This window comes from Mucilaginibacter sp. NFR10, from assembly GCF_900100445.1.
Lineage (GTDB): Bacteria > Bacteroidota > Bacteroidia > Sphingobacteriales > Sphingobacteriaceae > Mucilaginibacter > Mucilaginibacter rubeus.
Genome location: NZ_FMTV01000001.1, coordinates 819161 through 844959, shown reverse-complemented (window position 1 = coordinate 844959; position 25799 = coordinate 819161). Strand labels below are relative to the sequence as shown.

Annotated in this window: 21 protein-coding genes; 8 read left to right on the top strand and 13 right to left on the bottom strand. The window is 42.7% G+C overall.

The genetic code is table 11. The features are described 5' to 3' along the window. Positions 1 to 20: 20 nt before the first annotated feature. The 4 genes from BLP33_RS03620 to BLP33_RS03605 form a co-directional block, all read right to left on the bottom strand. Positions 21 to 602: a TMEM175 family protein gene (locus tag BLP33_RS03620; RefSeq protein ID WP_090524963.1), complete on the bottom strand. Its 582-nt coding sequence runs from the start codon at positions 600 to 602 to the stop codon at positions 21 to 23. Between the two features lie 15 nt (positions 603 to 617). Further along, positions 618 to 1826 carry a glycoside hydrolase family 88 protein gene (locus tag BLP33_RS03615; protein ID WP_090524961.1) on the bottom strand — a complete coding sequence of 403 codons (1209 nt, stop codon included), beginning with the start codon at positions 1824 to 1826 and terminating at the stop codon, positions 618 to 620. Between the two features lie 219 nt (positions 1827 to 2045). Continuing rightward, positions 2046 to 2693: a LamG domain-containing protein gene (locus BLP33_RS03610; protein WP_139159920.1), complete on the bottom strand. Its 648-nt coding sequence runs from the start codon at positions 2691 to 2693 to the stop codon at positions 2046 to 2048. Between the two features lie 19 nt (positions 2694 to 2712). Further along, positions 2713 to 3363, bottom strand: coding sequence for a hypothetical protein (locus BLP33_RS03605; RefSeq protein ID WP_139159919.1), 651 nt, complete (start codon positions 3361 to 3363; stop codon positions 2713 to 2715). A 133-nt stretch (positions 3364 to 3496) separates the two neighbouring features. On the opposite strand from BLP33_RS03605, the gene BLP33_RS03600 reads away from it, so the two are divergent. Continuing rightward, on the top strand, positions 3497 to 4777 hold the full coding sequence (locus BLP33_RS03600) for a hypothetical protein (RefSeq protein ID WP_090524953.1): 1281 nt from the start codon (positions 3497 to 3499) through the stop codon (positions 4775 to 4777). A gap of 93 nt (positions 4778 to 4870) precedes the next feature. Here the strand turns inward: BLP33_RS03600 and BLP33_RS03595 are convergent, their stop codons facing one another. The 5 genes from BLP33_RS03595 to BLP33_RS03575 all read right to left on the bottom strand — a co-directional run bounded on the left by BLP33_RS03595 (position 4871) and on the right by BLP33_RS03575 (position 11299). Next, positions 4871 to 5317 (bottom strand): hypothetical protein, encoded by a 447-nt coding sequence (locus tag BLP33_RS03595; RefSeq protein ID WP_090524951.1) that lies wholly within the window; start codon positions 5315 to 5317, stop codon positions 4871 to 4873. A gap of 9 nt (positions 5318 to 5326) precedes the next feature. Then, a complete protein-coding gene (locus BLP33_RS03590) occupies positions 5327 to 7537 on the bottom strand; it encodes an outer membrane protein assembly factor BamB family protein (RefSeq protein WP_090524949.1) in 2211 nt (736 codons plus the stop codon). Positions 7538 to 7956: 419 nt separating this feature from the next. Beyond that, positions 7957 to 9267 carry a hypothetical protein gene (locus tag BLP33_RS03585; RefSeq protein WP_090524947.1) on the bottom strand — a complete coding sequence of 437 codons (1311 nt, stop codon included), beginning with the start codon at positions 9265 to 9267 and terminating at the stop codon, positions 7957 to 7959. A 95-nt stretch (positions 9268 to 9362) separates the two neighbouring features. After that, complete coding sequence (locus BLP33_RS03580) at positions 9363 to 10655, bottom strand: hypothetical protein (RefSeq protein WP_090524945.1); 1293 nt, start codon at positions 10653 to 10655, stop codon at positions 9363 to 9365. After that, positions 10652 to 11299, bottom strand: a complete 648-nt coding sequence (locus tag BLP33_RS03575; protein WP_090524942.1) for an RNA polymerase sigma factor — start codon at positions 11297 to 11299, stop codon at positions 10652 to 10654. The genes BLP33_RS03580 and BLP33_RS03575 overlap by 4 nt, the downstream gene beginning before the upstream one ends. A 580-nt stretch (positions 11300 to 11879) precedes the next feature. Between BLP33_RS03575 and BLP33_RS03570 the strand changes: the two genes are divergently transcribed. Continuing rightward, on the top strand, positions 11880 to 12683 hold the full coding sequence (locus tag BLP33_RS03570; RefSeq protein WP_090524939.1) for a glycosyltransferase family 2 protein: 804 nt from the start codon (positions 11880 to 11882) through the stop codon (positions 12681 to 12683). A gap of 87 nt (positions 12684 to 12770) precedes the next feature. Here BLP33_RS03570 and BLP33_RS03565 read toward each other — a convergent pair whose 3' ends face one another. Continuing rightward, complete coding sequence (locus tag BLP33_RS03565; RefSeq protein ID WP_090524937.1) at positions 12771 to 13976, bottom strand: glycosyltransferase family 4 protein; 1206 nt, start codon at positions 13974 to 13976, stop codon at positions 12771 to 12773. Next, positions 13973 to 15385: an oligosaccharide flippase family protein gene (locus BLP33_RS03560; RefSeq protein WP_090524935.1), complete on the bottom strand. Its 1413-nt coding sequence runs from the start codon at positions 15383 to 15385 to the stop codon at positions 13973 to 13975. The genes BLP33_RS03565 and BLP33_RS03560 overlap by 4 nt, the downstream gene beginning before the upstream one ends. A gap of 176 nt (positions 15386 to 15561) precedes the next feature. On the opposite strand from BLP33_RS03560, the gene BLP33_RS03555 reads away from it, so the two are divergent. The 6 genes from BLP33_RS03555 (at position 15562) to BLP33_RS03530 (ending at position 22811) form a co-directional block, all read left to right on the top strand. Beyond that, entirely contained in the window at positions 15562 to 17277 is a 1716-nt protein-coding gene (locus BLP33_RS03555) for a hypothetical protein (RefSeq protein ID WP_090524933.1), read from the top strand. Then, positions 17270 to 18289 carry a glycosyltransferase gene (locus BLP33_RS03550; protein WP_090524931.1) on the top strand — a complete coding sequence of 340 codons (1020 nt, stop codon included), beginning with the start codon at positions 17270 to 17272 and terminating at the stop codon, positions 18287 to 18289. The genes BLP33_RS03555 and BLP33_RS03550 overlap by 8 nt, the downstream gene beginning before the upstream one ends. Further along, positions 18279 to 19481, top strand: coding sequence for a glycosyltransferase family 4 protein (locus tag BLP33_RS03545; protein ID WP_090524929.1), 1203 nt, complete (start codon positions 18279 to 18281; stop codon positions 19479 to 19481). The genes BLP33_RS03550 and BLP33_RS03545 overlap by 11 nt, the downstream gene beginning before the upstream one ends. Then, positions 19420 to 20544, top strand: a complete 1125-nt coding sequence (locus BLP33_RS03540; protein ID WP_090524927.1) for a DUF1972 domain-containing protein — start codon at positions 19420 to 19422, stop codon at positions 20542 to 20544. The genes BLP33_RS03545 and BLP33_RS03540 overlap by 62 nt, the downstream gene beginning before the upstream one ends. Further along, the gene (locus BLP33_RS03535) at positions 20522 to 21787 is read left to right on the top strand and encodes an O-antigen ligase family protein (RefSeq protein ID WP_090524925.1); all 1266 of its coding nucleotides are present in this window, start codon (positions 20522 to 20524) and stop codon (positions 21785 to 21787) included. Before BLP33_RS03540 ends, BLP33_RS03535 begins: the two co-directional genes overlap by 23 nt. Before the next feature lie 61 nt (positions 21788 to 21848). Then, a complete protein-coding gene (locus BLP33_RS03530; protein ID WP_139159918.1) occupies positions 21849 to 22811 on the top strand; it encodes a nucleotidyltransferase domain-containing protein in 963 nt (320 codons plus the stop codon). Between the two features lie 678 nt (positions 22812 to 23489). Here BLP33_RS03530 and BLP33_RS03520 read toward each other — a convergent pair. Both BLP33_RS03520 and BLP33_RS03515 read right to left on the bottom strand, forming a co-directional pair. Further along, positions 23490 to 24311 (bottom strand): class I SAM-dependent methyltransferase, encoded by an 822-nt coding sequence (locus BLP33_RS03520; protein ID WP_090524919.1) that lies wholly within the window; start codon positions 24309 to 24311, stop codon positions 23490 to 23492. Continuing rightward, complete coding sequence (locus BLP33_RS03515) at positions 24308 to 25771, bottom strand: B12-binding domain-containing radical SAM protein (RefSeq protein WP_090524917.1); 1464 nt, start codon at positions 25769 to 25771, stop codon at positions 24308 to 24310. The genes BLP33_RS03520 and BLP33_RS03515 overlap by 4 nt, the downstream gene beginning before the upstream one ends. Positions 25772 to 25799 lie beyond the last annotated feature (28 nt).

Below are 25799 nucleotides of genomic sequence, written 5' to 3'. Positions count from 1 at the left end.
GATCTTAATTCAGGCAACTGTTAAGATTCGAGGAGACGTTCGAAACGTTTATCGGGTATAAACCAACTCCCGGCTACCACTACATAAATTACAACGCTGACAACAGGATTTAGCCAGGTACATAATATAGCAACCGCGTACAGCACCACAGAAATTTTCCCCTTAAAATCATTGCCGAAGGCTTTTGCTATTAACGAGTCTTCACCGTGATGTTTAATGAGCATTAACGCCAGGATGCGATAGGCAATACCATTCATGATGAGCACCACACCATAAAAGAAAACCGGCCATTGGGTGAGGTGGGTCTCTCCCATCCAGCCGGTTACAAAAGGTATCAACGATAGCCAGAATAACAGGTGTAGGTTGGCCCACAATATTTTACCGTTTACAGAGCGTACCGCCTGCAAGGTATGGTGATGATTGTTCCAGTAAATACCTACATATACAAAACTGAGCAGATAGCTTAAAAAAACCGGGATAAGCGGTTTCAAAGCTTCCAGGCTTTCGCCATGCGGAACCTTCATTTCCAACACCATAATGGTAATAATGATGGCTATTACGCCATCACTAAATGCTTCTAACCTACCTTTGCCTAATGCCATGCAATAAATATAGCGTTATTTAGCAAAAGCTTTATAACGCTCCATGGCCTCAACAAAGTAATAATCGGCATAAGTTAAAGGTACGTCAACTTCGGTACCTGCCGGAAAATGGCCCACGCTGTGTTTCAAAATAAAACCTCCGTTAGTGTTCAAGTCAGCTTTATATGCCGGTGCAGATAAGTTTTTGATAATAGTTTGAGCTGTATTAAAATACTCCTGGCCATCCTTTTTATCAACATAACGGCAAAGTTCAAGCAAGGCCGAGGCCATAACTGATGCTGCAGAAGCATCGCGCAACGCATTGGGGATGTTTGGTGCGTTATAATCCCAGTAAGGTATTTTATCGGCAGGCAAGTTTGGATTGGTCAATATAAAATGCGCTATATTTTTTGCCTGCTCAAGGTATTTTTTGTCTTTAGTTTCGCGGTACATAACTGTATAGCCGTATAGCCCCCAGGATTGTCCCCTTGCCCATGCCGACTCATTAGCAAAGCCCTGTGCGGTTTTCTTTTCTTTTACCGCCCCTGTTTGTTCATCATAGTTAATTACGTGATACGAGCTAAAATCCGGGCGGAAGTGGTTTTTCATAGTGGTATTGGCATGGGTAACCGCTATTTTATAAAAGCTCGAGTCGCCGGTTGCCTTGGTAGCGTAAAACAACAGTTCCAGGTTCATCATATTGTCAATGATCACCAGAAAATCATTAGCCTTTGAATTCCATGAACGGATACAGCCAACCGTTGGGTTAAACCTTGTTGAAAGTGATTTGGCACTATTAATCAGAATTTCTTTATACTCAGGTTTCGGCTCAAGATGGTTTGCTGTACCGAAGCTGCAATACATCATAAAGCCGAGGTCATGCGTCCCTTTATTATATTGTTCTTTTTCGAGGCCTTTCAAGTTTTCATTAGCCTGGTTAAGCAGCTCAGCATCTTTAGTTTGCTGATATAGATTTAGTAATGTGCCTGAATAAAAACCACTGCACCACCAGCTACTGTTGCTTGTTTCAAACTTATCGGTATTAGGGTGATACGTTTTAGGAAATTGCTCAGGCCCAAACTGTTTGGCCATATACTTATATTGTACATCCGCATTAGCAAAGTTTTTTTTGACGGTTGCCAATACATCCTTTTGGGGTTTAAAACTATTTTGCGAAAAAGAATTGAGGCTTAGCGCTAATAAACATGCAGTAATTGTTGATTTGTACAGGTGTTTAAATTTCATAGACTATAAATAACTGGTTAAAGTGCTTATGCAGGGCACATTTCAAGTTATAAAAGTGCAGATTTTGGTTCAATAAAAACAAGCACAGGACAGCCATTTGACTATATATTTCTACTACATCGATGTAGTTAGGGCGATTTTTTGCAATTGAAGCCTTGCGAAGTTTAAAAACCTCGCAAGGCCGGACAGAGAGCGCACAAATCCCGTTAGCATCATTTCTTAATTAAAAGCTGTTACAACAAGATTTTTGTAAGCACCTTTGGGGCAGTTTCCATGCCAATAACCTACCGCACCGCTTTTCAATGACGGATCAAGCGGGGTGTACACCATCGCCGGCTTCGGGGCATTATCCACATAAACCTCCATTTTGCTGCCCCGAACCACCACTTTAACATGAAACCATTTATTTTGCGGAATTATGGCTTTAGCCTGGTATTTTGTTGCCTCATAGTCCCACCAGTTAAACTCGGCCTTTTTTTCGGGCATGTACTGGATAGCGTTAATAGTACCGGATGATCCCGGCCTGAAATAAACTGTTTCATAATGATGGGCATCCCGGATATGAAAAGCCAAACCAACAAAGCCTCCTTTAGGATTTACACAAGCTACATCCATTTCAATAATCCCATCCTTGAAATTTAAACCCGGCTTATACGCTAAACTGGCAGATTTGTAGTCACCGATCTTCCGTTTGATGAGCAACGCCTTTTGCCCCTGGAAAGTGCCGAGCTCATAGCCAAGCGTATCGTTTTTAGGAATGATCCATTGTTTAGGGTATACAACCGAAAGGTTGTATACCTGGTGCTTTTGTTGTGCCCGTGTTTCCACGGCAGCAAACAGCGTTAACATTAAGACTAATTTTTTCATGATGATGGTTGTTTTATACTTATTGAGTAATAACAAGGTTGGCAAAATCGCCCGGCAACCCGGACGACCAAAGGCCAACGAGCCCGCTTTGCCGGTTATTCAGTTTTTTTACAGTAAGCGATGGTTGATGGGAATGGTCAACATACACAACAATATTATCGGCATTAACTACAATGCGCGCATGAAACCAGGCCTCCGCCAGCGGAAAAGGATTTACTGCATTTTCATAAACCAGCGGATGCTCCTTACGGAGTTTATCCCAGGGAAAATCAGGCTCGCTGATGTATTGTACCGTATGTTTGCGGCGAAGCGTATCTGCGGTCTGAAAATTAAAAGGGCGGAAATAGATAACATCATTGGTTGTAGTATCAATACCGTGAAAAGCTATGCCTAAAAAGCTTTCCTGAAAAACATCCCTGCCCCGCAAATCAATATCAATGGTGCCTGTTTTAAAATCCACATCCTTAAGCCATAAAATACCATCTAATGTCAGACCTTGTTTATTGCCGTCGGTAAGTTCTTTAACAGTTTGGCGGGTGTAGGCTTTCACCAGTTTATTTTCCTTCAGCAATTGGTTAATATCATATGTAACTTTCTTTTGCTGACTGTAACAAAAGCCGCTGCCAAGCGTCATGCTTAGTATGGCAAACAATAAAATCTTGTTGTTCATGGGTTTTGATTTTAACTTTAATCAAAACTTGCAAATTGTCATTACAATAAAGCACGGGCGGCATTTCAAGTTAAGTTCAAGTTTGTTCAAAGCGTTTTAGGGATTTTTAAACCACATTATTACCTGTAGATCAATGGAAAAGGAAAAACAATTGCTTTTGTTATGCCGGCAGCTTATTGAGCGAACCTTAAATTGGGGTGATAGTGATATTTGGGTTAATGATGACTTTGAGCAGCTAAGCCAGCAAATCTTTGATAAAACACGGGTACAGCTCAGTGTATCAACTCTGAAAAGGATCTGGGGTAAGGTGCGCTACGAAAGCTTCCCCAATGCAGCAACGCTGAATGCCCTTGCCCGTTTCCTTGACTACACCAGTTGGCGCGATTTCAGGCAGCACCACCAGGTTAACGGCGTAATTGAGTACCCGGTTAAAATAAATGATTCAGATACCTCAGTTGTGGCTCCGCTTTCAAAACCCGGTTTACGCTATATATGGTTTGGCAGCACATTGCTGCTGGTATTGGGCGCATTGTTTTTCATGAGCAGCAAGCGCAATAAGCCTATTGATCCCGGCTCAATAAAATTCACCAGCAAGAAAGTTTCTGACGATTTGCCTAACTCAGTTGTATTTAATTATGATGCCTCAGCATTTCATTCTGATAGCGTTTTTATTCAGCAATCATGGGACCCTAATCGCCGCGAACAGGTACCCGGTGACGGCAAACAGTATACCTCTATCTATTATGATCCCGGTTATTTTATAGCAAAGCTCATTGTAGACAAACATGTGCGAAAGGAAACATCGGTATTTATTAAAACCAAGGGCTGGAAAGGCATCCTCGATCACCAGCCCATACCTGTTTATCTTTCGCCGGAAGAAATTAAAGGGCAGGGCTTTATGGGAATTACAGCAGATGTCATGGAGCAAAAATCAGGAACACCTGTTTTTAACAATACCTGGGTAAAGTTTGCCAACATCCGCGAATTTCCGGGAATTAATGCAGATAATTTCACCATGGATTGCACCTTGCGCAATACCTCAACACCCGGCCAATCGGCCTGCGCCAAAGCCGACCTAACCATTTTAGGTAACGGTACCGCCATTGTAATCCCCATAGTAAACAAAGGATGCATCGCCGATATGGGCATTTTAACCGGTGAAGAATGGGTTGATGGAAAAAACCATGACCTGAGTGCTTTTGGCACAGATATGTCGCAATTTCAAAACCTGAGATGCAGCGTTAAAGACCATTATCTGAAAATATATCTTAATAACAAACAGATCTTTGAATTTAAACAGGCTCACACCATGGGCCGTATTGTAGGCATCCGTTTTGAATTTGAAGGGCCGGGGCAGGTAAAACATTATAAGCTGCAAACACCCGGAGGAGCGGTTTATGAGGAACAGTTTTAAGAGAGGCCGCTCGCGATCGTCAACTAAAAGACCTTAAACAACGTCATTGTTTCATACCTTATAATGACGTTGTTTTAATGTGGGCGATTATTCCTAATTTACCGAATTATCCTCTACCTTAATATCATACCCCTGGACAAGCAGATCACTCACGCTCGTGGTAAATGGTTTAACAAATTGCTCAATCTTAGCATAAGCCTCCTCAACGGCATCTTCATTCTGCGGGTCAAAAACAAGCTCATCCAAATTACTGATCGCCTTATTATCGCCACGATGCACATCGGCAATTAAAAATATACCTTTAGCATCACTTTTATGGTCGGGGTAATTTGGTTCTGTTTGAGCATTGATGGAAAATACCAACCCATAATCATCATCAGAGATATTTTTTAAAACAGTGACCTCCAATACAAGGCAAAAAGCGCCATTATCGCTGTAACATTGCTGCGTGTACTGGCATTTGATCAGATCCTGAAAATCATTTTCGGCCTTTAACCGTATCTGCTCGTACAAATCAAAAACTGCTTCAAATAAATCCATAAAGAGGTGTTAGTCGGTTAATCCAAAACAAACATAACTATCTCCCGACTTACTTCCAATTTTTCCACCGCCACAGGCAATAACTATGTACTGTTTACCATCAATTGAATAAGTTGTCGGGGTAGCATAACCCGCCGCCGGCAAATTAGCTTCCCAAACCACTTTGCCGGTACGTTTATCAAACGCACGGATCTTTTCATCCTTAGTTGCAGCAATAAAAATTAAACCTCCCTTGGTAACCAGGGGGCCGCCATAGTTTTCGGTGCCGGTTACAGGGATTCCTTTTTTGGTTAACTCAGGATACTCACCCAGCGGCACTTTCCAAAGCAACTTGCCCGATGTAAGGTTGATAGCATTGAGCGTACCCCATGGCGGTTTTATACCGGGATAGCCATCCTTATCTAAAAAACGGTTATAACCATTCATGGCATAAGGTACTTCATCAAGCATTTTCTTTTCCGCCTCCGAACTGGCGGAGCGATTGCCGGTTGGTTCTTTGGCTACCTCTTTCGCCCCCTTAGTTTCCGGGATCTTGAGCAGGAAAGCAAGCAGGTTCTTTTTATCTGTGGGCGAAATCTGTTTAAAAGAAGGCATCATGTTGCGGCCGGCAGCAATAATACCGCTCACCTGATCGGCAGTATACTTTTTGCCGATGTTCACCAACGATGGATAGGATGTGCCATTACCCTTCAGTTCGGCACCGTGACAGCTGATGCAATTGGTATTATACACTACATGTCCCAATGCCTGCGGTGAATGATCGTTAGTGTTGGTTTTAGGTACATCTATCATCACCTGCGCCCATGGCATTTCAGAGCAGTTTACGTATAGTATCTTACTTTCAGGATCGACAGCAGCTCCGCCCCACTCGCCCCCGCCGTCAAAACCGGGGAAGATCCAGCCCCCCTCCTTGCTTGGCGGGGTGAACATGATCCGGTTTTTAACCTGGTTATATTTTGACAGCATTTCCCTGTGCACTTCGGGCGTACGGCCGGTAACATCTTCGGGATTAAACATTTGCCGGGCGAAAGGTTGCGGCAAAGTTGGGATGGGTTGCGTAGGCCAAACTTCTTCGCCGGGAAGGGCTTTGGTTGGCACAGGTGTTTCCACTATCGGGAATATAGGTTTTCCATTCGTTCTGTCGAACATAAATACATAACCATGCTTGGTGATTTGTGTTACGGCATCTATCTTTTTACCGTCTTTAACGATGGTTACCAGGTTTGGATTGGCGGGCAGGTCACGGTCCCATAGGTCGTGATGCACAAATTGGTAATACCATTTCAGCTTACCCGTAGCTGCATCAAGTGCCAGCAATGAATTGGCAAACAGATTTTGCCCTTTCCTGAACCCACCATAAAAGTCACCACCTACTGAGCCGGTTGGAATGTACACGATCCCCCGCTTTTCATCCAAAGCCATACCCGCCCAATTGTTAGCTCCGCCAAATTTTTTGTAAGCCGTTGTATCTTTCCAGGTATTGTAACCCACTTCGCCGGGATGCGGTATGGTGTGGAAGATCCATTTTAGCTTTCCTGTACGGGCATCGTAAGCACGCACATGCCCAGGGGCTGCATCGGCTGATTCGGATACACGGTCACCAACAATCAATACATCTTTATAAACCACGCCGGGCGTAGTTCCTGCGACAAATGATTTGGTATCCCTGTCTAAATTCTTAGTAAGGTCGAGATAGCCACCCTTGCCAAATGAGCGCACCGGGGTGCCGTTTTCGGCGTCAATAGCCCAGGTTTTAGCACCCACGCTGTAGAAAATTCTTTTTTCGCCGCCATTATCATTTTGCCAGTATATTACTCCACGGCTCACTTTATAATAAGCCATCGGGTCGCCGTTATTGGTGGTATCATCCTTAGCCGGGTCAAACAGCCACTTTTGCTGGCCCGTGACAGCATTGAGCGCAAATAGCTTCAATTTAGGACTGGTGCCATACAAAATACCATCAACCATAATGGGGTTACATTGATTTTGGCTGCGGTTTGCGGTATCCTTATCGCCCGTACTAAAAGTCCACATCACTTTTAGCTTATTTACATTATTTAAAGTAATCTCTTCGTTTGATGAATATCGTAACCCTTCTTTTGAACCCGCATAGGCGGGCCAACCGCTATAGTTATTGTTTTGATTGCCTTGCTGATTTTTACAGGACGTATAAATACCTGCCACAAAACACATGGCTATAAAATACCGTGGCTTAATCATTTATAAGGATAATATTGGTGTTAAATTGGTTATGTATAAGGAAACGTTGCCCTCTAATGTATGAATAAAAATTATCTTATAAATAGAAGGAGGCGGTATTATAAATGATAAGCTTCATTTTTTAATCCAAATACCTTAAGCGATATTATAGTTTCTATTAAATTAATTTTTCTAACAAAACAGGGGTTAACAGGGTTAACACAATTCAGGGTTAATATTTATTTAAAAAATTAACAATCAATTAATTGGTATAATTTTATAGCAAAAATGTGGCAACCCCTTTTGTATAAATATTATCGGCTAATTTTAACTCATAGGTAACACAGCACCGGGGTTGTCAATTTGACTTATGACGCAGCTTCTTCTATATAAACATCCGTTCAAACGGACACAACGTCCCCCAAACAGTAAAACGCCATTTACTTCTTTACCAAGCTTACCGGTTCAACTTCCTGGCTCAGCAATTTGCCAAACAATTCCCAACGCTTTGCAGGAGCTTTGGCCGTGCCTCCGTTTGATTCAATGTAGTTTTTCACTAAATCCTGGCCGTAATTGTAGTTGATTACATAGCTGCGGTATTTTTTGATAAAGCTGATTGATTTTTGAGCCGTCTCATCGTTCATGAGGCAATACTTTCTAAGGTACGACAATGCTTTATCCTGGCTCATGGTATTATTGATCAAGCCTCTTGCAGCCTCATTACGTGCATAGTTTAAAGTTCCTTTTATGGCGAGGGCCTTGAAATACAGGTCGGCACCGGCGGTATCCAAACCGGCCAGCGGCAGCAATACATTTTTGGCAAACTTTATTTTATCATCACCGGGGAACGCTACCTCAATACCGTAATTGGCACTGCCCTCGGCAATTAACGATTGCGGACTAAACAACGGGTACAGAGAAATTTCAACCCAGCCTTTATCATGGTAAAGGTTTTTCTCCAGCAGCATGTTGTATACATGGTGTCCGGGATAACTTTCATGACTGCCCACATCAATAGCGCGGTCAATAAAGATCTTCAGATCGGTATTGATCTGTACGGTACTTTTGTAACCTCCTTTATACCAGTTATAGCCCGACCATGGCTTATTAGTTACGTACTCCAGCGTAAATGTTTCGCCGGCAGGCAGTTGGTAATGTGCAATTGTGCGCTTGCGGGCCTCGGCAATAGCCGCTTTTATAACAGGGTCTAATTTATCTTTTGGGATAATAAACTTATTGGCCAGTTTTTGAAACCTATCGTTCACGTTACCTTTACCCGGTAAAATGCTGTCGAGCAGGGCAATCTGTCCTTTAAAAAAGTCGTCGGTATAAACCGGGGCTGCTACACCGAATAACTCGCGCGATTCTTCATCAAAAGGCCTCTCCTCTCCCGAAAAAATACGGATCCGGCGACTGAAGGCCACCAGTTGATCGGCCATCCAGTTAGCACGGATTTTATTAGTATCAATTTTTGTAGTGTTGGCGATGGTACGCAGGTCATTCATCAGGCTGTTTGCCGATGCCAGCAGGCTATCCTTAGGGAAAGTTTTAAGAGGCTCGGATTTGGGTTTAAGTGAATCCGGCCCGTAATAAGCATCTACAAAATCGCCGTCGTATTGCCCTATTGCAAGGCCAAGCTTTACATATTCAACGGCAAGGCCGTTGAGTTTTTTATTTTCGAGTTGCTGTGCCGGGCCATGCCCACATGAAAATAGTAATAACAAGGGGGCAAAAAACAGTAGTTTTTTCATGGAGATTGATCTTGTGGGGTAAATGTGGCGCAAGATAATAATTCCATTTAGTATAAAAGGAATGCTGGCCTCAGCTTAAGGGTTGTACAAAATGCTTACGGCTTTCTGAACGAATTAAGATTATACGTTACCCCTACCGCTACGCCTGTAGACTGCAGTTTAATATCAGAATATCCAACGCCCGAAATTGGCACTTTCATATACGGCTGAACGCTTATCCCAAACTTTGAGTTTATCTTGTGCTCATAGGTTGCATTTATATTGACAATACTCAATAAATATCCTTTACTGTTAGGTACAGTATAAGTTTGGGGCCATGCGGCACTATTAGCACCATCGCCATAATTATAAGTATATTTTTCGTGCAGCATCAGGTATGAGGATAAACCAGTACCCACCGATAATTTATTGCGAAAATTACCGTACACCTGGTAAGCTATATTAACTGGGATATCAAGCATTTTGCAATCGGCAGTTACATCAATTGGGTCATGCTTAAAGCTATATGTAGTATTATAATTAGCAAAGCTTGTACTGTAAGGCTTTGACGAATACACAACACCACTTGTAATAGTTAACTTTTTAGTGGCACCAAATGAAAGCAGTAAACCATAGTTGCTGCCAACTTTACCCTGAAAGGAATTTGTACCATTAACATCAGATGATGCCAGCGCCGTAATAGCCCATTGCGGCCGGTAACCAAAGCTCTGTTTAGTTATTTTTTTATTAGGTTTTGTTGCAGATGCTTGAAAAGGTTGCTTTTCAATATTTGTTTTAAAATCAGGAACAGCTAAAGGAGAAGATTGTATGTCAAGTGATAATGCCCTATTTGCCAGCAAATTTGAAATGGTACCATTATTACCAGTTGGCTCGGTACCTGCCATCAGGGCGTGATCGTGTTGCATAATGGTATCCCGGCTAATTCCCTTTTTGTTTACACCTGGAATATTATGGTGGGAGCCGGCAACAGATGGTATTAAGCTTATTTGACCTGTATGAGCATGATTGCCTGTATTGCTGTTGGCAGCTATGTTGCTGTTCCCGGCCGGCCGGGTTGTTAATAAACTGTCTGTTGGTGGTTGCGGCGTAACCCCGCCACTGGTTCCGGGATTTGTTTTAGGCGTAGCGGGCTTAACCTTAACCTGTTGTTGCCCTGCTATATTATCATCCTTTACATTAGGTTTAAAAAACCACCATCCTAAAAATAGCAGCAACATCGCTGCTATTCCGCTTGCAATTGGCAGCCAGTAAACAATTCCACGACGTTTCTTGCCCTCGTCAAGCATTTGCTCAAGCGCATCCCAGTCATCCTCGTTAAACGATCGATGATTTGCCGGGTCTTCCAGCCTCTTCTTAAAAATGTTATCTAAATCTTCTTCGCTTTTCATCCTCTGATACCATTATTAAAAAAAGTTGTCCTTACATCTATACCTATGCCATTATAGGCCACAATCGGGTTAAAATCCATACCCCTGTTGTAATTGGTTTTATTAGCAGTTTCCTCTGCTTTTAATATCATTTGTTTTAGTTTATGCCTTGCTTTATGCAGGTTTGACTTTGATGTGCCCGGATTGATATTTAACATTTCCCCTATCTCTTCATGAGAATACCCGTCAATCGCAAAAAGGTTAAAAACAGTACGATAAGCCTGCGGCAACTGCTGTACCATAGCCAGCAGGTCTTCATAATTTAAATTTTTATCTGTCAGGTCCCCCTCGCTCACATTTTCTGCTTTTTCCAAATCCTCGGTATAAGCCATCTTTAAATTGGCCCGGTAATAATCAATAGAAACATTCATCATAATGCGGCCAATCCATGCTTTAAACGGCCTGGAAGTATCAAACCTGTCTATATGGGTAAATACCTTCATAAAGCCCTGGTTCATTACTTCTGCAGCCTCATCACGGTTGCCCGCGTAACGCAGGCAAATACCCATAGAAAAGCCATAAAACGCCTTATAGAGCATTTTCTGACTTTTCCTGTCCTGCTTTACGCAGCCATTGATCAGTTGATGTAACTCTTCTTCGCCCATATGGGGTTTATAAACTCAGAATCAAACACATAAATTTAACCTTATCTACGCACATCACGGCAACTATTATTAAAAGGTTGCCTGTTGTGCAAAATAATTTAAATTTTTCACACAGTTGGATAATATCATGCACACTTTTCTCACCTAAAGAAATCATTTATACAAAATGTGGACAAGTTAACACGTCCTGAATAAATCCTCACAAATAATTATATTTTTGATAATAAGGCAACCGGTACGTGTGCTTATAGCGTATGCCATATAAATCCGCCTGCTTTAAAGGCCTTTTATGAGAATCGATATAAACCCAAACTTCCCTGTAAAAAATTGTAAAACCTGCGGGACACGTCCGGTAATTGAACAAACTAAAGATCGCTGGATTATCCTGTGTCCCAATCCGAATTGTCGAAACGCCATTTCTGATAAGCTGATTAATGTAACAGAATGGAATAAGCAAAATCCATAATGTTTTTTCGCCGGTTTATTTATTTTAAGGCAACCATCCCCGGAACATGCACGATATATATTATAAAAGGGCAAAACAAGCTCTTTATAATTTATATACTAATACTACTGCTGCATGGTACCGGTGTCTGTTGTGATCATTACTAAAAACGAAGCTGCCTTAATTGAAGATTGTATAAAAATGGCTTCTTTAATTACGGATGATATTGTTGTGATTGACAATGACAGTACCGATGGCACGCCGCTTATTGCCTCCCGTTATGGCTGCAGGGTGTTTCAAAAAAGCTGGAGCGGATATGGAGCAAACAAAAATAAAGGGGTAGCTCAGGCCCGCTACAACTGGATCTTTAGTATTGATGCTGATGAGGTACCTGATTTGGAGCTTATTAAATCGCTCCATAATTTAACCTTTGACAAACCGAATGTTGTTTACGATATCAAATTCAAATCATACTTTGGCAAAAAGCTGATCCGTTTTGGTAATTGGGGAAATGATCATCACCTGCGTTTGTTTAACCGTTCATTGGTAAAATGGGGCGAAACCGAAGTACACGAAACCCTGCTTTTACCTTCCTATGCCCAGATCAAAAGCATAGCAGGTTATATCCAACACCACTCTGTAACTGATATTGACGACTTTAAGCGTAAAGCTATTCTTTATGCGCAGCTAAGCGCAGCCAAATATTACAAAGCCGGTAAAAAGGCTACCTTTATCAAACTACATTTCTCGCCCGCTTTTGGCTTTTTACGCAATTACATTATCAGACTTGGTTTTTTAGATGGAGCCGAAGGACTGGCTATAGCGCGTGTTATTTATAAAAACACACGCCTTAAATACGCTTATCTGAAACAATATAAAGAGCTGTCTCAAACACGAAACACCTATCGCAACGAGTTGGCTATAGAGCAGATTAACTAACCAAGGTATGGTATCGTATAGTTGGTAGTCTGAAGTCAAAATTAAACAGGACTTTTGGCTTTACAACTAAGTACTATCGACTTAAAACTATTTATCCAGCACCTGTTGGTAAAACTGCAGGGTTTGCCTCGCCACTATATCGATATCAAAACATTCTTTCACTTTTTCGTAGCCGGCTAAAGCAAGTCGCAGGCGTTTTTCAGGCTCATTGAGCAATGTAATTATTGCCGATGCTAATTCCTCAATATTGTCTGGATTTATCAGCAGCCCGTTAACGCCATCATCAATAAGTTCGGTGCCGGATGTTCGGTTTGAATTGATCACCGCCGTTCCGCATGCCATAGCCTCTAACGGCGCAAGTGCAAAAGCTTCGGCATATGATGGGAATACCGCCACTGCCGAATTACTTAAACAGGCATAAAGTTCATCCCTCTCCACATGTCCTTTAAACACAACACTGCTTTTTGCATCCTTCTGCAAGCAGGCGATTACTTTACTTACCGGGCCTTTCCCCAGTATCAGTAACCGGGCATCAGGGACCTGTTTTATAACTATATTCCAGGCCTCCGCTAACTGAAAAATCCCTTTCTTTTGAACAAGGCTCCCCGTAAATACCACCTGTTTGGTATCGGCCGGTGTACTGTTTCCAACTGCTAAGTTTATATCTATACCATTATATAACACCGTGATGAACTTGTTATACGACAGGTAATCAGCGCTTTTTTTTGCAGTATAGGCGCTTGCGCTGCTAACAGCCGCTGCGCGGTTTAAAATATCCTGCTCCATTTTCAAAACATACGGTGCCACCGGTGTTCCTGCCTCAGCATTGAAGTAAGTAATGGAACCATTTAATTTAACAACTATAGGAACAGGCAATGTGGGGAACGGCACATATGATTTACAAAACCTGATATAGTCATTATAATCGGGCATTTCAATAATATTGATCTGCTCATCGGCTATCATATGTTCCAGTTTTTTTTGATAAGCCGCAAGGCTTCTTTTTATATCCCGTTGCGTGATACCTGTATCCAGTAATATCCTGTTGAGCATCCGTACCCCGGCAGACCGCTGATTTTCAAACCACTTATCATCAATGCTCCAGCGATATCTCAAAACTTTTACACCTTCATCCTCAAATTCATCCGCGCCTCCGTATCCGCGGCTATACAACCCGGCAACAATTACCTTATGTCCCAGCTTTACCATTTGCCGGGCAATGAGCCGCACATAGGTTCCAATACCGCCATGCGGTCCGGGAGGATATTCATCGCACAGGTATAAAATGTTCATTGCGCTAAAAACTGTTTACTGTTTTGAATATTACGACTGCTCAATTGTTTTGATATTAAAGCTATTAACAGATAAAAAACTATCCCCAATAAAAGCCTGAACAAGAAATGTATGTTGATTGAAGCTGTTATAAACCAGCCGGCCAAAGCAGCAGGAAGTAGTATCACAAATGGCCGTAAGCTGATATGCATAATATTTTCATTCACCAACCTGTAATAAAGCACCGCCTGTAATATATTGGTAATTAAAAATGCCACAGCCGAACCAATACCATCCAGTAGCGGGATCAATATCAGGTTAAGCGCAATATTTGTTGTAGCACAGATTACGGTAACAGATGATACAGCCTTGTACTTTTTAACGCTAAAACTTAACGACCAAAGCAGGTTTATGAAAAACTGCAGGGGTATACACAATGACAGGATCAAAAATTCGGTAGCATTGGCAGCGCCATATTTGCCGCCGGTTATCATCCCCACTACAGGTGTCCAAAGTATATTAAGGACAAGTGGTAAGAGCATAGCCAACAGCAACTCGACTGTATTAAAGGAATTTACCTGCTCCTGCAATTGGTTAGATGGCTTTAAGGCCATCAGCCTTGACAGGCGCGGTAAAATAACGGGAGCTATAACAAGCATGGGCAGGCGCGAAAGCTCATAAGCCCGGTATGCAAAACTATAGTCGGCCAACACGGTTTTGCTTGCCATAAAACCCAGCAACAGCCAGTCCATCCGCGACAAGCTCATATCAAATATTACCGATACATACTGCGCCGAGGCCTCTTTAAGCAACTTTTTATAAGCCCGAAGTTGAAATTTAAAACTAAAATCTGTTTTCGTGATAACATACATGAGCAGTGCCAGCAATTCGGCCCCGGCTGTGCCTATCATTACCATTACTACAGAACGAACTTGTAATTGCTGTATAGTAATAAGATAGAATGCACCACAAACCCTTAAGCTGTTACTTATAACGGCGATTATACCATAGGGCGTAAATTTTTCCTTTGCGTTTAGAAACTGTTTTAACGGAATACCCAGGAAAAGCAGGCCCTGGGCTATAAAAAACCATGGCAGCGCCTGGTAGATATTGTCGTGCAATATTAAACTTAATAATAACAATACGCCCAGGGTTACAAAAAAAGTAGCGAGCGAATGGAACAAAAATGCCGCCGCCGCCCAATCCGACCGTTGTGAGGCTGCTATACGCCTGATCACTACCTGTTCCAGTCCAAACCCCAAGATGGTGGTAACAAATATAGATAAGGCATTCATCCAGCTAATGGCTCCAAAGCTGTCCTTACTCAGGTAAACAGAAATAATATAAAAAAAGATACTGCCAAGCACCTGCAAGGCAAGTGCCTGCAAACCTGACGAAAAAAACCTGATGAACGCTTTACTCCTGAACAACGACGTATATGTTTATACTCTTATACTATTGTTTTTATCGGCCGGTTGCCTGTAACATTTTAATATCCCGGTTAAATATCTGCATATATCAGCACATTAACGAGGCAACCATTCCATTTTTTGGCACGTAACCTATTTAAACGAAACAATTGCGACAAGGCCGGCAAAACCGGGAAATGAACATCAATAAATACAAAGGAATAATGACAATCAGTTTGCCGGGTTTTGATATTAAGAGGTGGAAAACTTATGCCGATTGGCGGCTGCTGATCTTCCTGCTGCTGTTTATCAACGTGCGGATCCCATTTAAGATAGTTGCGTTGATTTTTGTTTACATAAGCCAGTTTAACTTTCAATTTGGCTTTAAGCTGCGCAATTCAAGGATCCCGTTATTCTATCTGCTGGTTTTCCCTATAGCTATTGCCGCAGCAGTCATCAACCAAAATTTTTCCAACCTGTATTATATACCTGTTTTTGGCTGGGCTTTGATATGCTGGGCGCTGGCCCTGCTGGCCGTTCACCAGGTTAAGCTGATGGTTGATAAAACAGATGCCGAAACCATTTACCGTACACTGATCATTTTTTTTATCATAAACGCAGTTTTCTCGGCAGGTAACCTAATGCATATTATGTGGATCACTAAAAGCATTAACCCCTATGCTTTTATGGGAATGCATCAGCGCTATTATATCAATACCGGCGATGATGTAATGGGCATAAGCTTTGACATTTCATCAACCAATGCTGTTATCTGCGCTTTCGGTGTGTTTTACTTCATTTATAAGAATAATTTGCCCATGATGATCGTGTGCATGAGCACGCTGGCACTTACCTACAGTAACCTCATCAGCATTTTGGTACTGCTGCTCCTCGCTTTCATTTTTGTTTATAAAACCACGCGCAATCAAAAAAGCATGATAGTAGTGGCATTGCTGCTTTATGTGATCTCCCTCGTCAAAATATCGCCGCAAAATGAAAAGTATATTAACGAAGTGACTAAAAGTACGCTGCGGGAAAATCGTATTGAAAAACAGGGCCATGCAGCAGGGCAGGCAACAACTGCCAATCCCGGCGGGCGATTCATAACCAGGGATGAACAAAGGAGAAAATTTGCACAAAACTATCTGGACAGCCTGAGCAGGATAAAGGCCCAACAGGAAAAACCAAGCGCACTTGACAAAAAGATCAAAAGCTTGCCGCTTACCGATGACGGCAGGCTATACATCCCGGGGCCAAACACACACTTTGCCGAATTTTATAACACCGGCGAAATGACTCCCGACAGGCAACAGCTTATCGACTGTATAGCTGCTCACAAGGATCAGCTACCACTTTGCCGGCTTGAGCCCTTCAATCCTGCATTGCCTGGAAAGATTACCGGTGCAATACAAACCTTTAATTATCTTATCAGTCATCCTTTACAAAGTATAGTGGGTTTAGCTCCCGGAAATTTTTCATCCAAAATAGCTTTCAGGGCGGTTGGTGCCGGTATAAGGGGCAATTATCCCCAAAAATACATCTATATCAACCCGGCATTTATGCACAATCATTTAGACCTGTACCTGAGCTTTTTCAGCAAGGACGCAGGTTTCCGTTCGGTACGCAATAACCCCTACTCCACTTACGATCAAATGCTTAGTGAATACGGTATCCTCGGGTTGCTTGCCCTGCTTATATTTTACATTGGCTTTTTTGCCCGGCATTATAAAAAGCTTAGTTATGGTTTGCCCATCCTAATGATGGTAACGGGCATATTCTTTCTCGATTACTGGTTCGAGCAGCTCTCGGTACTGGTAATTTTTGAATTGATGTTACTCCTCAATATAAAAGAAACTACTACACCCCACTTGAAAACAAAAACTACAGTGCAGGAGGAACTTGCGTATGCATAGCCCTCAAATTACTGTTTTAATGCCTGCTTATAATGCCGGTAAATATATTCGCGAAGCTATTACATCGGTACTTGAACAATCGTTTGCTGATTTTGAATTGCTGATTGTAAATGATGGCTCAACTGATGACACGGCAGATATTATTAACTCATTTAACGATGAGCGTATAGTGATTTTGAGCCAGGAAAACAAAGGCGTAGCTGCAGCCCTCAACAACGGTTTACGCCACGCGCGGGCGCCTTATATAGCCCGTTTCGATGCCGACGATGTATGTTATCCTTACCGCCTGCAGGTGCAGTATGATTTCATCACATCTCATCCCTATTATAGCATTATTGGTTCGGGAGTTGACTATACCGATGTTAACGGCGATCTGATATTTACCTGGCAACCTGACGCCCTGAGCCATAACCAGATAAGGCAGCTCAGTTACAGGATTTGTCCCTTCATTCACTCCAGTGTATTTTATAAGCGTGATACCGTTTTAAATGCCGGTGGCTACAATGAGTTGGCCTACACTTTTGAAGATCATTTTTTGTGGGCAGGTATCCTTAAACACGAAAAAGCTTTTAACCTTAATCAACCGCTCATTAAGGTGAGGCTCAATGCCGAATCTGTTACCATTGATGAAAAATGGCGTACAGGTAAATTTAGGCAGATCAAGTACAATGCCCTGCGCAAGGGGAGCATTACTGAAGCCGAAGGAAGGCAGTTGTCTGAGATCGGCATTAAACAGTTATCTCCACGCATCAAAAAAGGAGCTTATTATGCCCTGCTCGGCAAAAAATACCTGTGGAATAATTATCAGCCGGAAAAGGCAAGGGAAAACCTGCTGAAAACACTTTCTATCAGCCCGCTGCATCTCAAAAATTATTTTTTGCTGCTGATGTCATTTCTGCCCGAGCGTATGCTGATGAGTTTATACCAATTAGGTAAACGCAATTTCCGATTAGCCGACGCCGAGCTGCCAACCGCTGTTTTAAATCAAAACGAATTGAATTATGGCAGCTAAAAAGATAAAACTGTTTGTTGATGCCCACTCCTTTGACAAAGAATTTCAAGGAGCGCAAACTTTTATACGCGAATTATACAACCATCTGCTGGCCCACCGCCCGGACATAGATATTTACATCGGCGCCCACGATACCGATAATGTCCGCAGATTGTTCCCCCTGCTGCCGCCGCAAAACATATTGCCTTATAAAAACAGGGGAATCAACATCCTGCGCTTTGTATTTGATATACCGGCCTACATCAAAAAATACAGGTTTGATTTTGCACATTTTCAATACGTCAGCCCTAAAAAAATGGCGGGCTGCAGGTACATAGTAACCATGCACGATTTGCTGTTTAACGATTTCAGGACAGATTTCCCCATCCTGTTCAGCTTAACGCGCAATTACCTTTTTGGCCGCAGCATTAAAAATGCAGATATCAAAACCACTGTATCCGACTATTCAAAAGACAGGATCTGTGATTATTACCAAATCCCCGCTGACGAGGTGCATATTATCCAAAACGGGGTAAGTAACTCATTGCTGCAATACCAGTCATCAAAACCAGAGGCAGAAGATTGGATAGCGGAAAAATTCGGCATAAGAAATTTCATCCTGTACACCAGCCGCATTGAACCCCGCAAAAACCACCTTTTGTTACTGCAAAAATATTTGAAACTGAAGCTGTACGAAAAAGGCATTGGCCTGGTGTTCATTGGTAAAGCATCCATAAAAACACCGGGCTTAGCCAGGCTCATCAAGAGCCTTACGCCTGAGCAAGAGCGGTTTTTCAGGTGGATACCGCAGGCAGAACAGGCCGATCTGGCGGCCTTTTACCGGGCCTGCAGGCTGTTTGTATATCCCTCAAAAGCCGAAGGCTTTGGGATCCCGCCGCTTGAAGCAGCCATTTGTGGTGCACCTGTATTATGCTCGGCAGAAACGGCTATGAAAAATTTCTATTTTTTTGCGCCATATACTTTTAACCCGGCCAATCATGCCGATTTTGAGCAAAAGCTATTACTTGCCGCACAGCAACCACCCGGCGATGCCTTCACCAGCCAAGTAGCGCGGCATGTTGAACAGCAATACCACTGGCAAAAAAGCAGCACCATATTTTACAACTTGTTACAAGCAAATTTTCATTGTCATGAAACTAAAAATAGCGATCTTAGGCACGAGGGGCATCCCGAACTACTATGGCGGGTTTGAGCATATTTCCGAATATGTATCGGCCGGCTTGGTAAAAAAAGGACATTCAGTTACCGTTTATAACTCCCATAACCACCCTTATGAAGCCGATACCTGGAACGGCGTTAACATTGTACATTGTTACGATCCGGAGTATCTGATAGGCACTGCCGGGCAGTTTGCCTATGATTTTAACTGCCTTATGGATGCCCGTAAACGTAAGTTTGATGTAGTACTGCTTATGGGCTACACCAGCAGCTCGGTTTGGGGGCACCTTTACCCGTCCAACAGCGTTATCATTACCAATATGGATGGACTGGAGTGGAAACGCTCCAAGTACTCAAAGCCTGTACAACAATTTTTGAAGTACGCGGAAAAGCTGGCCGTGAAACATAGTCAGTATTATATTTCCGACTCAAGGGTAATCAGGTCATACCTTAAGGATAAGTACGAGGTCGACAGCCGGTATATCCCCTATGGTGCCGATCTGTTTTCAGACCAGGAACGTGAGCAGTTTGATAAAAGCGAGGTGCTTAAAGAAGATTATTTTTTGCTGATGGCCCGCATGGAGCCCGAAAACAACATCGAAACTATTTTAGAAGGCTTTAACAACAGTTCATCAAAAAAAAGCTTTATGGTTTTGGGCGATACCAGCAACCGCTTTGGCAAATTCATAACCCACAGGTTTAAAAACGATGACCGCATCCAGTTTAAGGGGGCCAATTTTGATAATTCGGTTGTGCGCGCGCTACAGAATAACAGCTACCTGTATTTCCACGGGCATAGCGTGGGTGGCACTAATCCGTCGCTGCTTGAAGCCATGGCCAGCGAAGCCCTGATTGCGGCCCATAATAATCCCTTCAATAAATCGGTACTCAATTCAGATGCTTTTTATTTTGATAATGCTAACGAGGTACGCCATTTGGTTGAGAATGTGCAGCGCAAGGATACCGAACGCGAAATGGTGAAAAATAACCTTCATAAGATACAATACCAGTTTAGCTGGGAGGTAGTGATCAACGATTACGAAGATTTTATACTGGAATGCTATCAGCAACAACATGGAAAAGCTATTAAAGCCTGATGATACGCTAAACAACAGGATAAGCTATTACCTGCTGATGCTGTTATTGCTGAGCCTGCCCTTCAACCTGTTTTACAGCCACCTGTTTTTAATAGGCCTGGCCCTGCATACTATTATCCAAATTCGCAAAACAACTATAAATCCGCTATTAACAAGGGCTAACTTTGCTTTGGCTGCTGTTTTTTTTGTAACACTTTTGAGCATTATTTACACCACCAATAAACCCCAGGCTTTTACAGAATTAGGCAGGCAGGTTACCATTTTGCTTATCCCATTAATCTTTTGTTTTAACCCGCTCGATCTAAAAAAATACCGGCATAATTTTTTATTCGTATTTTCATTAGGCTGTACCATCACTATCACTTATCTTTTTTTACAGGCGCTTGTTACGATAAAATATTATCATCTGCCTTTAAAAGCATTAGCGTCCCCAGCGTTCACAAACCACAATTTTTCGGAACCGCTGGAAATCCATGCTACATTTTTTTCCATGCAGATAGCCATAGCACTGGTTTATCTGCTGTATGTTTTAGTAACGGAAACAGTAATGCCCCGTAAATTTTTCTGGCTTACTTGCTGCGGTATTTTAGCAATGGGCATTTTGCAGCTTAGTTCAAAATCGATATTTATAGCTTTGCTGCTTATTATAAATATCGCGCTGCCTTTGTTTATACTAAAAGGGCGAAACCGCTTCAGGTTTATGGCCATTAGCGCAGCATTATTTATTGTGGTGATGGCAGGCATTTATACCCGGGATACTTTTAAGGAACGTTATGTAACCGAGCTAAAAAAAGACCTGAGCCAATCAACCGACGCCGAACTCACCGATCCGCGATTAGCGCGCTGGAGCGTGGCCATTAGCGTGGGAGCACAATCGCCTGTTATAGGTCATGGCGCAGGCACTGAAATTGGTTTGCTCAAAGACCCATTTTTTGACCATCAATTTTACCGGTCGTACCTGGCCGGGTTAAATGCACATAACCAGTTTATCAGCTTTTTTATTAAATCGGGGGTCGTTGGGTTGATGGTTTACCTGTGCGTGCTGGCATTTGGCATCAGGGCAGCCGTTACAAAACGCGACCTATTGCTCATGGCTTTTATGGTTATTATAACCGCCGTTTCCTTTTCAGAAAACTTTTTAGATGTGGATAAAGGCATCTTTTTTTACAGTGTATTTTTCTCACTACTAATATTTTCTGCAAGCTCAGAAACAACAGCTACCCACGCTAAGAATATTGTGTAATTAGTTTATTAACAGGCAACCAAAGCTGCAAGGGGTACGTCATCATTATATATACAAAGACGTGAAAAGTACAGTCATCTTAGTTGAACAAAACAATAAACGATTGTTAAATACCAGGAATAATATTTTAGCTACCCTTGCCTATTTTGACATGTGGGACTACCCGTTAACCTACGGCGAGATATTCCTGTTTTTGGAAAACAAGTATGGCCGACATGATTTCACTGAAGCGCTTGATCAACTTATCGTCAATAAGCTGGTATTTCATTTCGATAGGTTTTATTCGCTCAAAAACGATTATATGATAGCGGTGAGGCGTAATAAAGGAAACAAAAAAGCTGCCGGGCTAATCAATAAAGCTAAAGAAATAGGCGCGTTCCTGATCCGGTTTCCTTACGTTCGTGGTATAGGCATTTCAGGTTCTTTGTCCAAAAACTTTGCCGATGACAATTCGGACATTGATTTTTTTATCATTACCGAACGCAACAGGCTTTGGCTTGCACGTACGTTTATGCATATGTTCAAAAAACTTACCTTTTTGGTTGGTAAACAGCACAACTACTGCATGAACTACTATATTGATGAGGCCCAACTGCAGATAGTTGAAAAGAACATTTATACAGCAATTGAAGTAGCAACTATTATCCCATTAGAGGGTGACCTTACCTTTGAAAGCTTTTATAAATCTAATGCCTGGACCTCCGGTTTCCTGCCTAACAAATGTATGCGCCTCGCTACTGCTAAACCATTAAAAAAGCGGTGGTATAAAACATTTGCAGAAAGCCTGTTCAATAATCCATTCGGCGATTGGCTGGATAATGTATTGATGAAAATCACCTCCGGGCGATGGAACAAGAAAACTGAAATGAAGAAATTGAATATGCGGGGTACGGTAATGAGCATGGCCGCAAGCAAACATTTTGCCAAGCCCTCTCCCGAGAACTTTCAAATTAAACTGATAGAAAAATACCGGATTAAAGTTTCCATGCTGTTACAGCAATTTGAAGAGCGGATGGCGCAATAAAACTCCTCCTTATCGTCATACCGAAATTATTTCGGCCCTAAAATGCTAAGTCTAAACCCTGTATACAATACCTGTTCTATGGGTTCCTGAAACAAGTTACTTTTGGCATAATTTAAAACAGCTGTCATGCTGAGTGATTTAAATCCCGTGGCCTCTGAAGGTAAAATGACATCTGCGTTCATGTCATTGCTTCAAGGAATGAAGCAATCCCCGACAGGCTGGTAACGGGCTTCATTAGTATTTGACTTACATCGTCGCGCTCTTGCCGCGCGGGGCCAGTTACTTTTGTCGCCACAAAAGTAACCAAAAAGGCTTGCAGCAGAGAGGCTTCTTTGCGCACAACCTGGCCCCGTAGCCATCGGCGCGGCCTTCACCCTGCAAAACGAACAGAACCACGGGCTGCAATTATTTTGCCCCGATTCGCACGCAATGCCTCCGCTTCTGCAAAAACTTGCTATGCCCCTGCAGCCGCACCGCCCAGCATCGTTCTGTTCGTTTTCACCCGAAGCTGATCTGCTGCGAAAAACCACATTTTTTATCTTGTCATGGGTAGCCAGTCGAAGCATGGCGGGCAAGGCCTCTGCGCGCGACCCTTCGACAAGCTCAGGGTGACCACATCTTTTTGTCATTAGCCCTTCACAGTCCGCTGGATTCCAAAACTCAGCATGACGTTCTCAATTACATTTTCCTCAGCGAAATAATATAATAATCGCCCACGTACTTAAACGGCCAGGTGGCCTTCAACCTGTTCTCCCAACGGGCAAGTGTTTTATAGGCACGCGGATGTTTTTCGGCAAAGCCTTCAATATATGATGGCGGCACGATGGTACACAAGCCCTCAACATCCAATACTTTAAAGTCGGATTTTAAACGTTTTTTAATGTAGGATGGGTTGTAATAGAAACAATCAAAGTATACACCTTCAACATGCGCCTTGCGGCCATTACTGCTAAAAAACCGGCGAAAAGCAGTTTTAAATTTCCCTTTAAATACCAGTAAAGTTTCCCAGAGGCAGAATTTGGGCAGCGCCACCAGGGTCACCGTGCCTCCCGGATTTAGTAGCCCGGCAAATGAGCTCAATACTTTTTCCAGTTCGCCGGTACAATTGAGGCCTGCAAAGTTGGAAAAGATCAGATCATAAGGGCCTTTATTGTTTAGCTGTTCAAGCTGCGTATATGAACAAAGCTCATTGCTTACGGCATGCTGCATATCATACTTTACCACCTTTTCGCGTAGTTGCTGCTGCATCCCTTTTGAAATATCGGTAGCATGTACTTTAAATCCTTTTTGTGCAAAAAACAGCGCATCTTCACCGGTACCACTATTCAGTTCAAGGATGTTGCTTCCAGGCTTCAGGTATTGCAGGATATGATCACGCACGCGTTTGCGCTTGTACGCAATTATCGTGTCGCCTGAGTACAGCTCATCAAAAACTACCGACTGGTTACTGAATGCAGCCTCGGCAAATTGTTCGTTTATAGGTGATGCGGTGCCGGTCATATTGCCTTTTCAAATTTTTCCAGCTTCAACTTTTCAAGATAAGTAAGCGGCGCATAATAAAACACCGATAACGCTTTCCTGATATTTTTTACCGAACTCCCAAACGGATCTTTTAGCAGTTTTTGGAAGCTGTTTTTAGCCAGGTGCTTGTGATAGTTGCGGTGTACATATTTATGTAATTGCTTGTAGTAAAAAGGCGGGTAGGTGTTTTTAAACATCAGCGCCATCTCGTCGGAGTCTGTCCAGTTGGTTTTCTTTTTCAACTCGGTTTTAACGCGCTCGTAAAAACCGGTACCCGGCAACGGATAGGATACCGAAATACCAATCTCAAATGGCAGCAACCGGTTAATCATATCTATGGTAAGCGTAATATCATCCCGCGTTTCTTCGGGGTAGCCAAACTGGATAAAGAACGATGGCTTAATGCCATGCGCTTTCATGAGGTGCGTAGCCGTATGGATCTGATCGATAGTGATACCCTTATCCATGGCGTCCAGTACCTTCTGCGATCCGCTTTCGGCCCCTATCCACACGTTTTCACAACCGGCGGCGGCCAGGGCTGCTACAGCTTCTTCCTCTGCCAATAAATCGGCCCGCGACTGGATCTTGAAACGGACCTTAATTCCCTCCTGTGCCAGCAGTTTGGCAAATTCCTGCACCCAGCCGGGTTTCAACCCAAAAATATCATCACAAAACCAGATATGATCCATCTGGCACCGCTCCTTAAGCATTTTAAGCTCATTAACAATATACTGCGGACTGTGAGAATTATACCGGTTGCCATAAATAGGCTTGGCGCACCAGTTACACTTGAACGGACAACCGCGGGTGGTTACCACATTAATTGAAAAATAGCCTGCATTCTTCATCCACATATCCCGGTAGGTATCCATATTCACCAAATCCCAGGCGGGCATTGGCAAACTATCCAGTTTCTTCATTACCGCGCGGCCGGGTGTTTTAATAATCTCGCTGCCGCTCGTGTAAGCTAATCCTTTTATCTCAAAATGATCAGTATTGCCACTTCGGATATGGTCAGTAAGTTCTGTCAGCGTTTGTTCGGCTTCACCCAATATCACAAAATCAGCTCCTTCGGCAAGATATGCTGCATACCTGTCGGTTGAATCTGAGCTGGAAACGATAACTGTACAGCCACGTTCCTTAGCCAGCTTGCACATTTTAAATGCAGCCTCGCGCATATTGGTGAGGCACATTTTGGTCAGGTAGTTGAACCCATCATCATAAACCACAAAAAAATCCGGTTTATTCAACTCAATAGCGGCTATCACCCCGTCAGGATTGCTCACAAACATGGTATCAAACAGGCTTACCCGGTAACCGCGCTCCCGCATCAGCGCAGCAGCGTATATAGTACCCAGCGGCGCATAAGGTTGCCCTATGCCCCATTGCTTTGGGTCGAACCGTAAAAAGTAAGAATGTGTAAACAGTATATTGTTCATCGTGTTTAAAGACCTGATTTCATTCCCC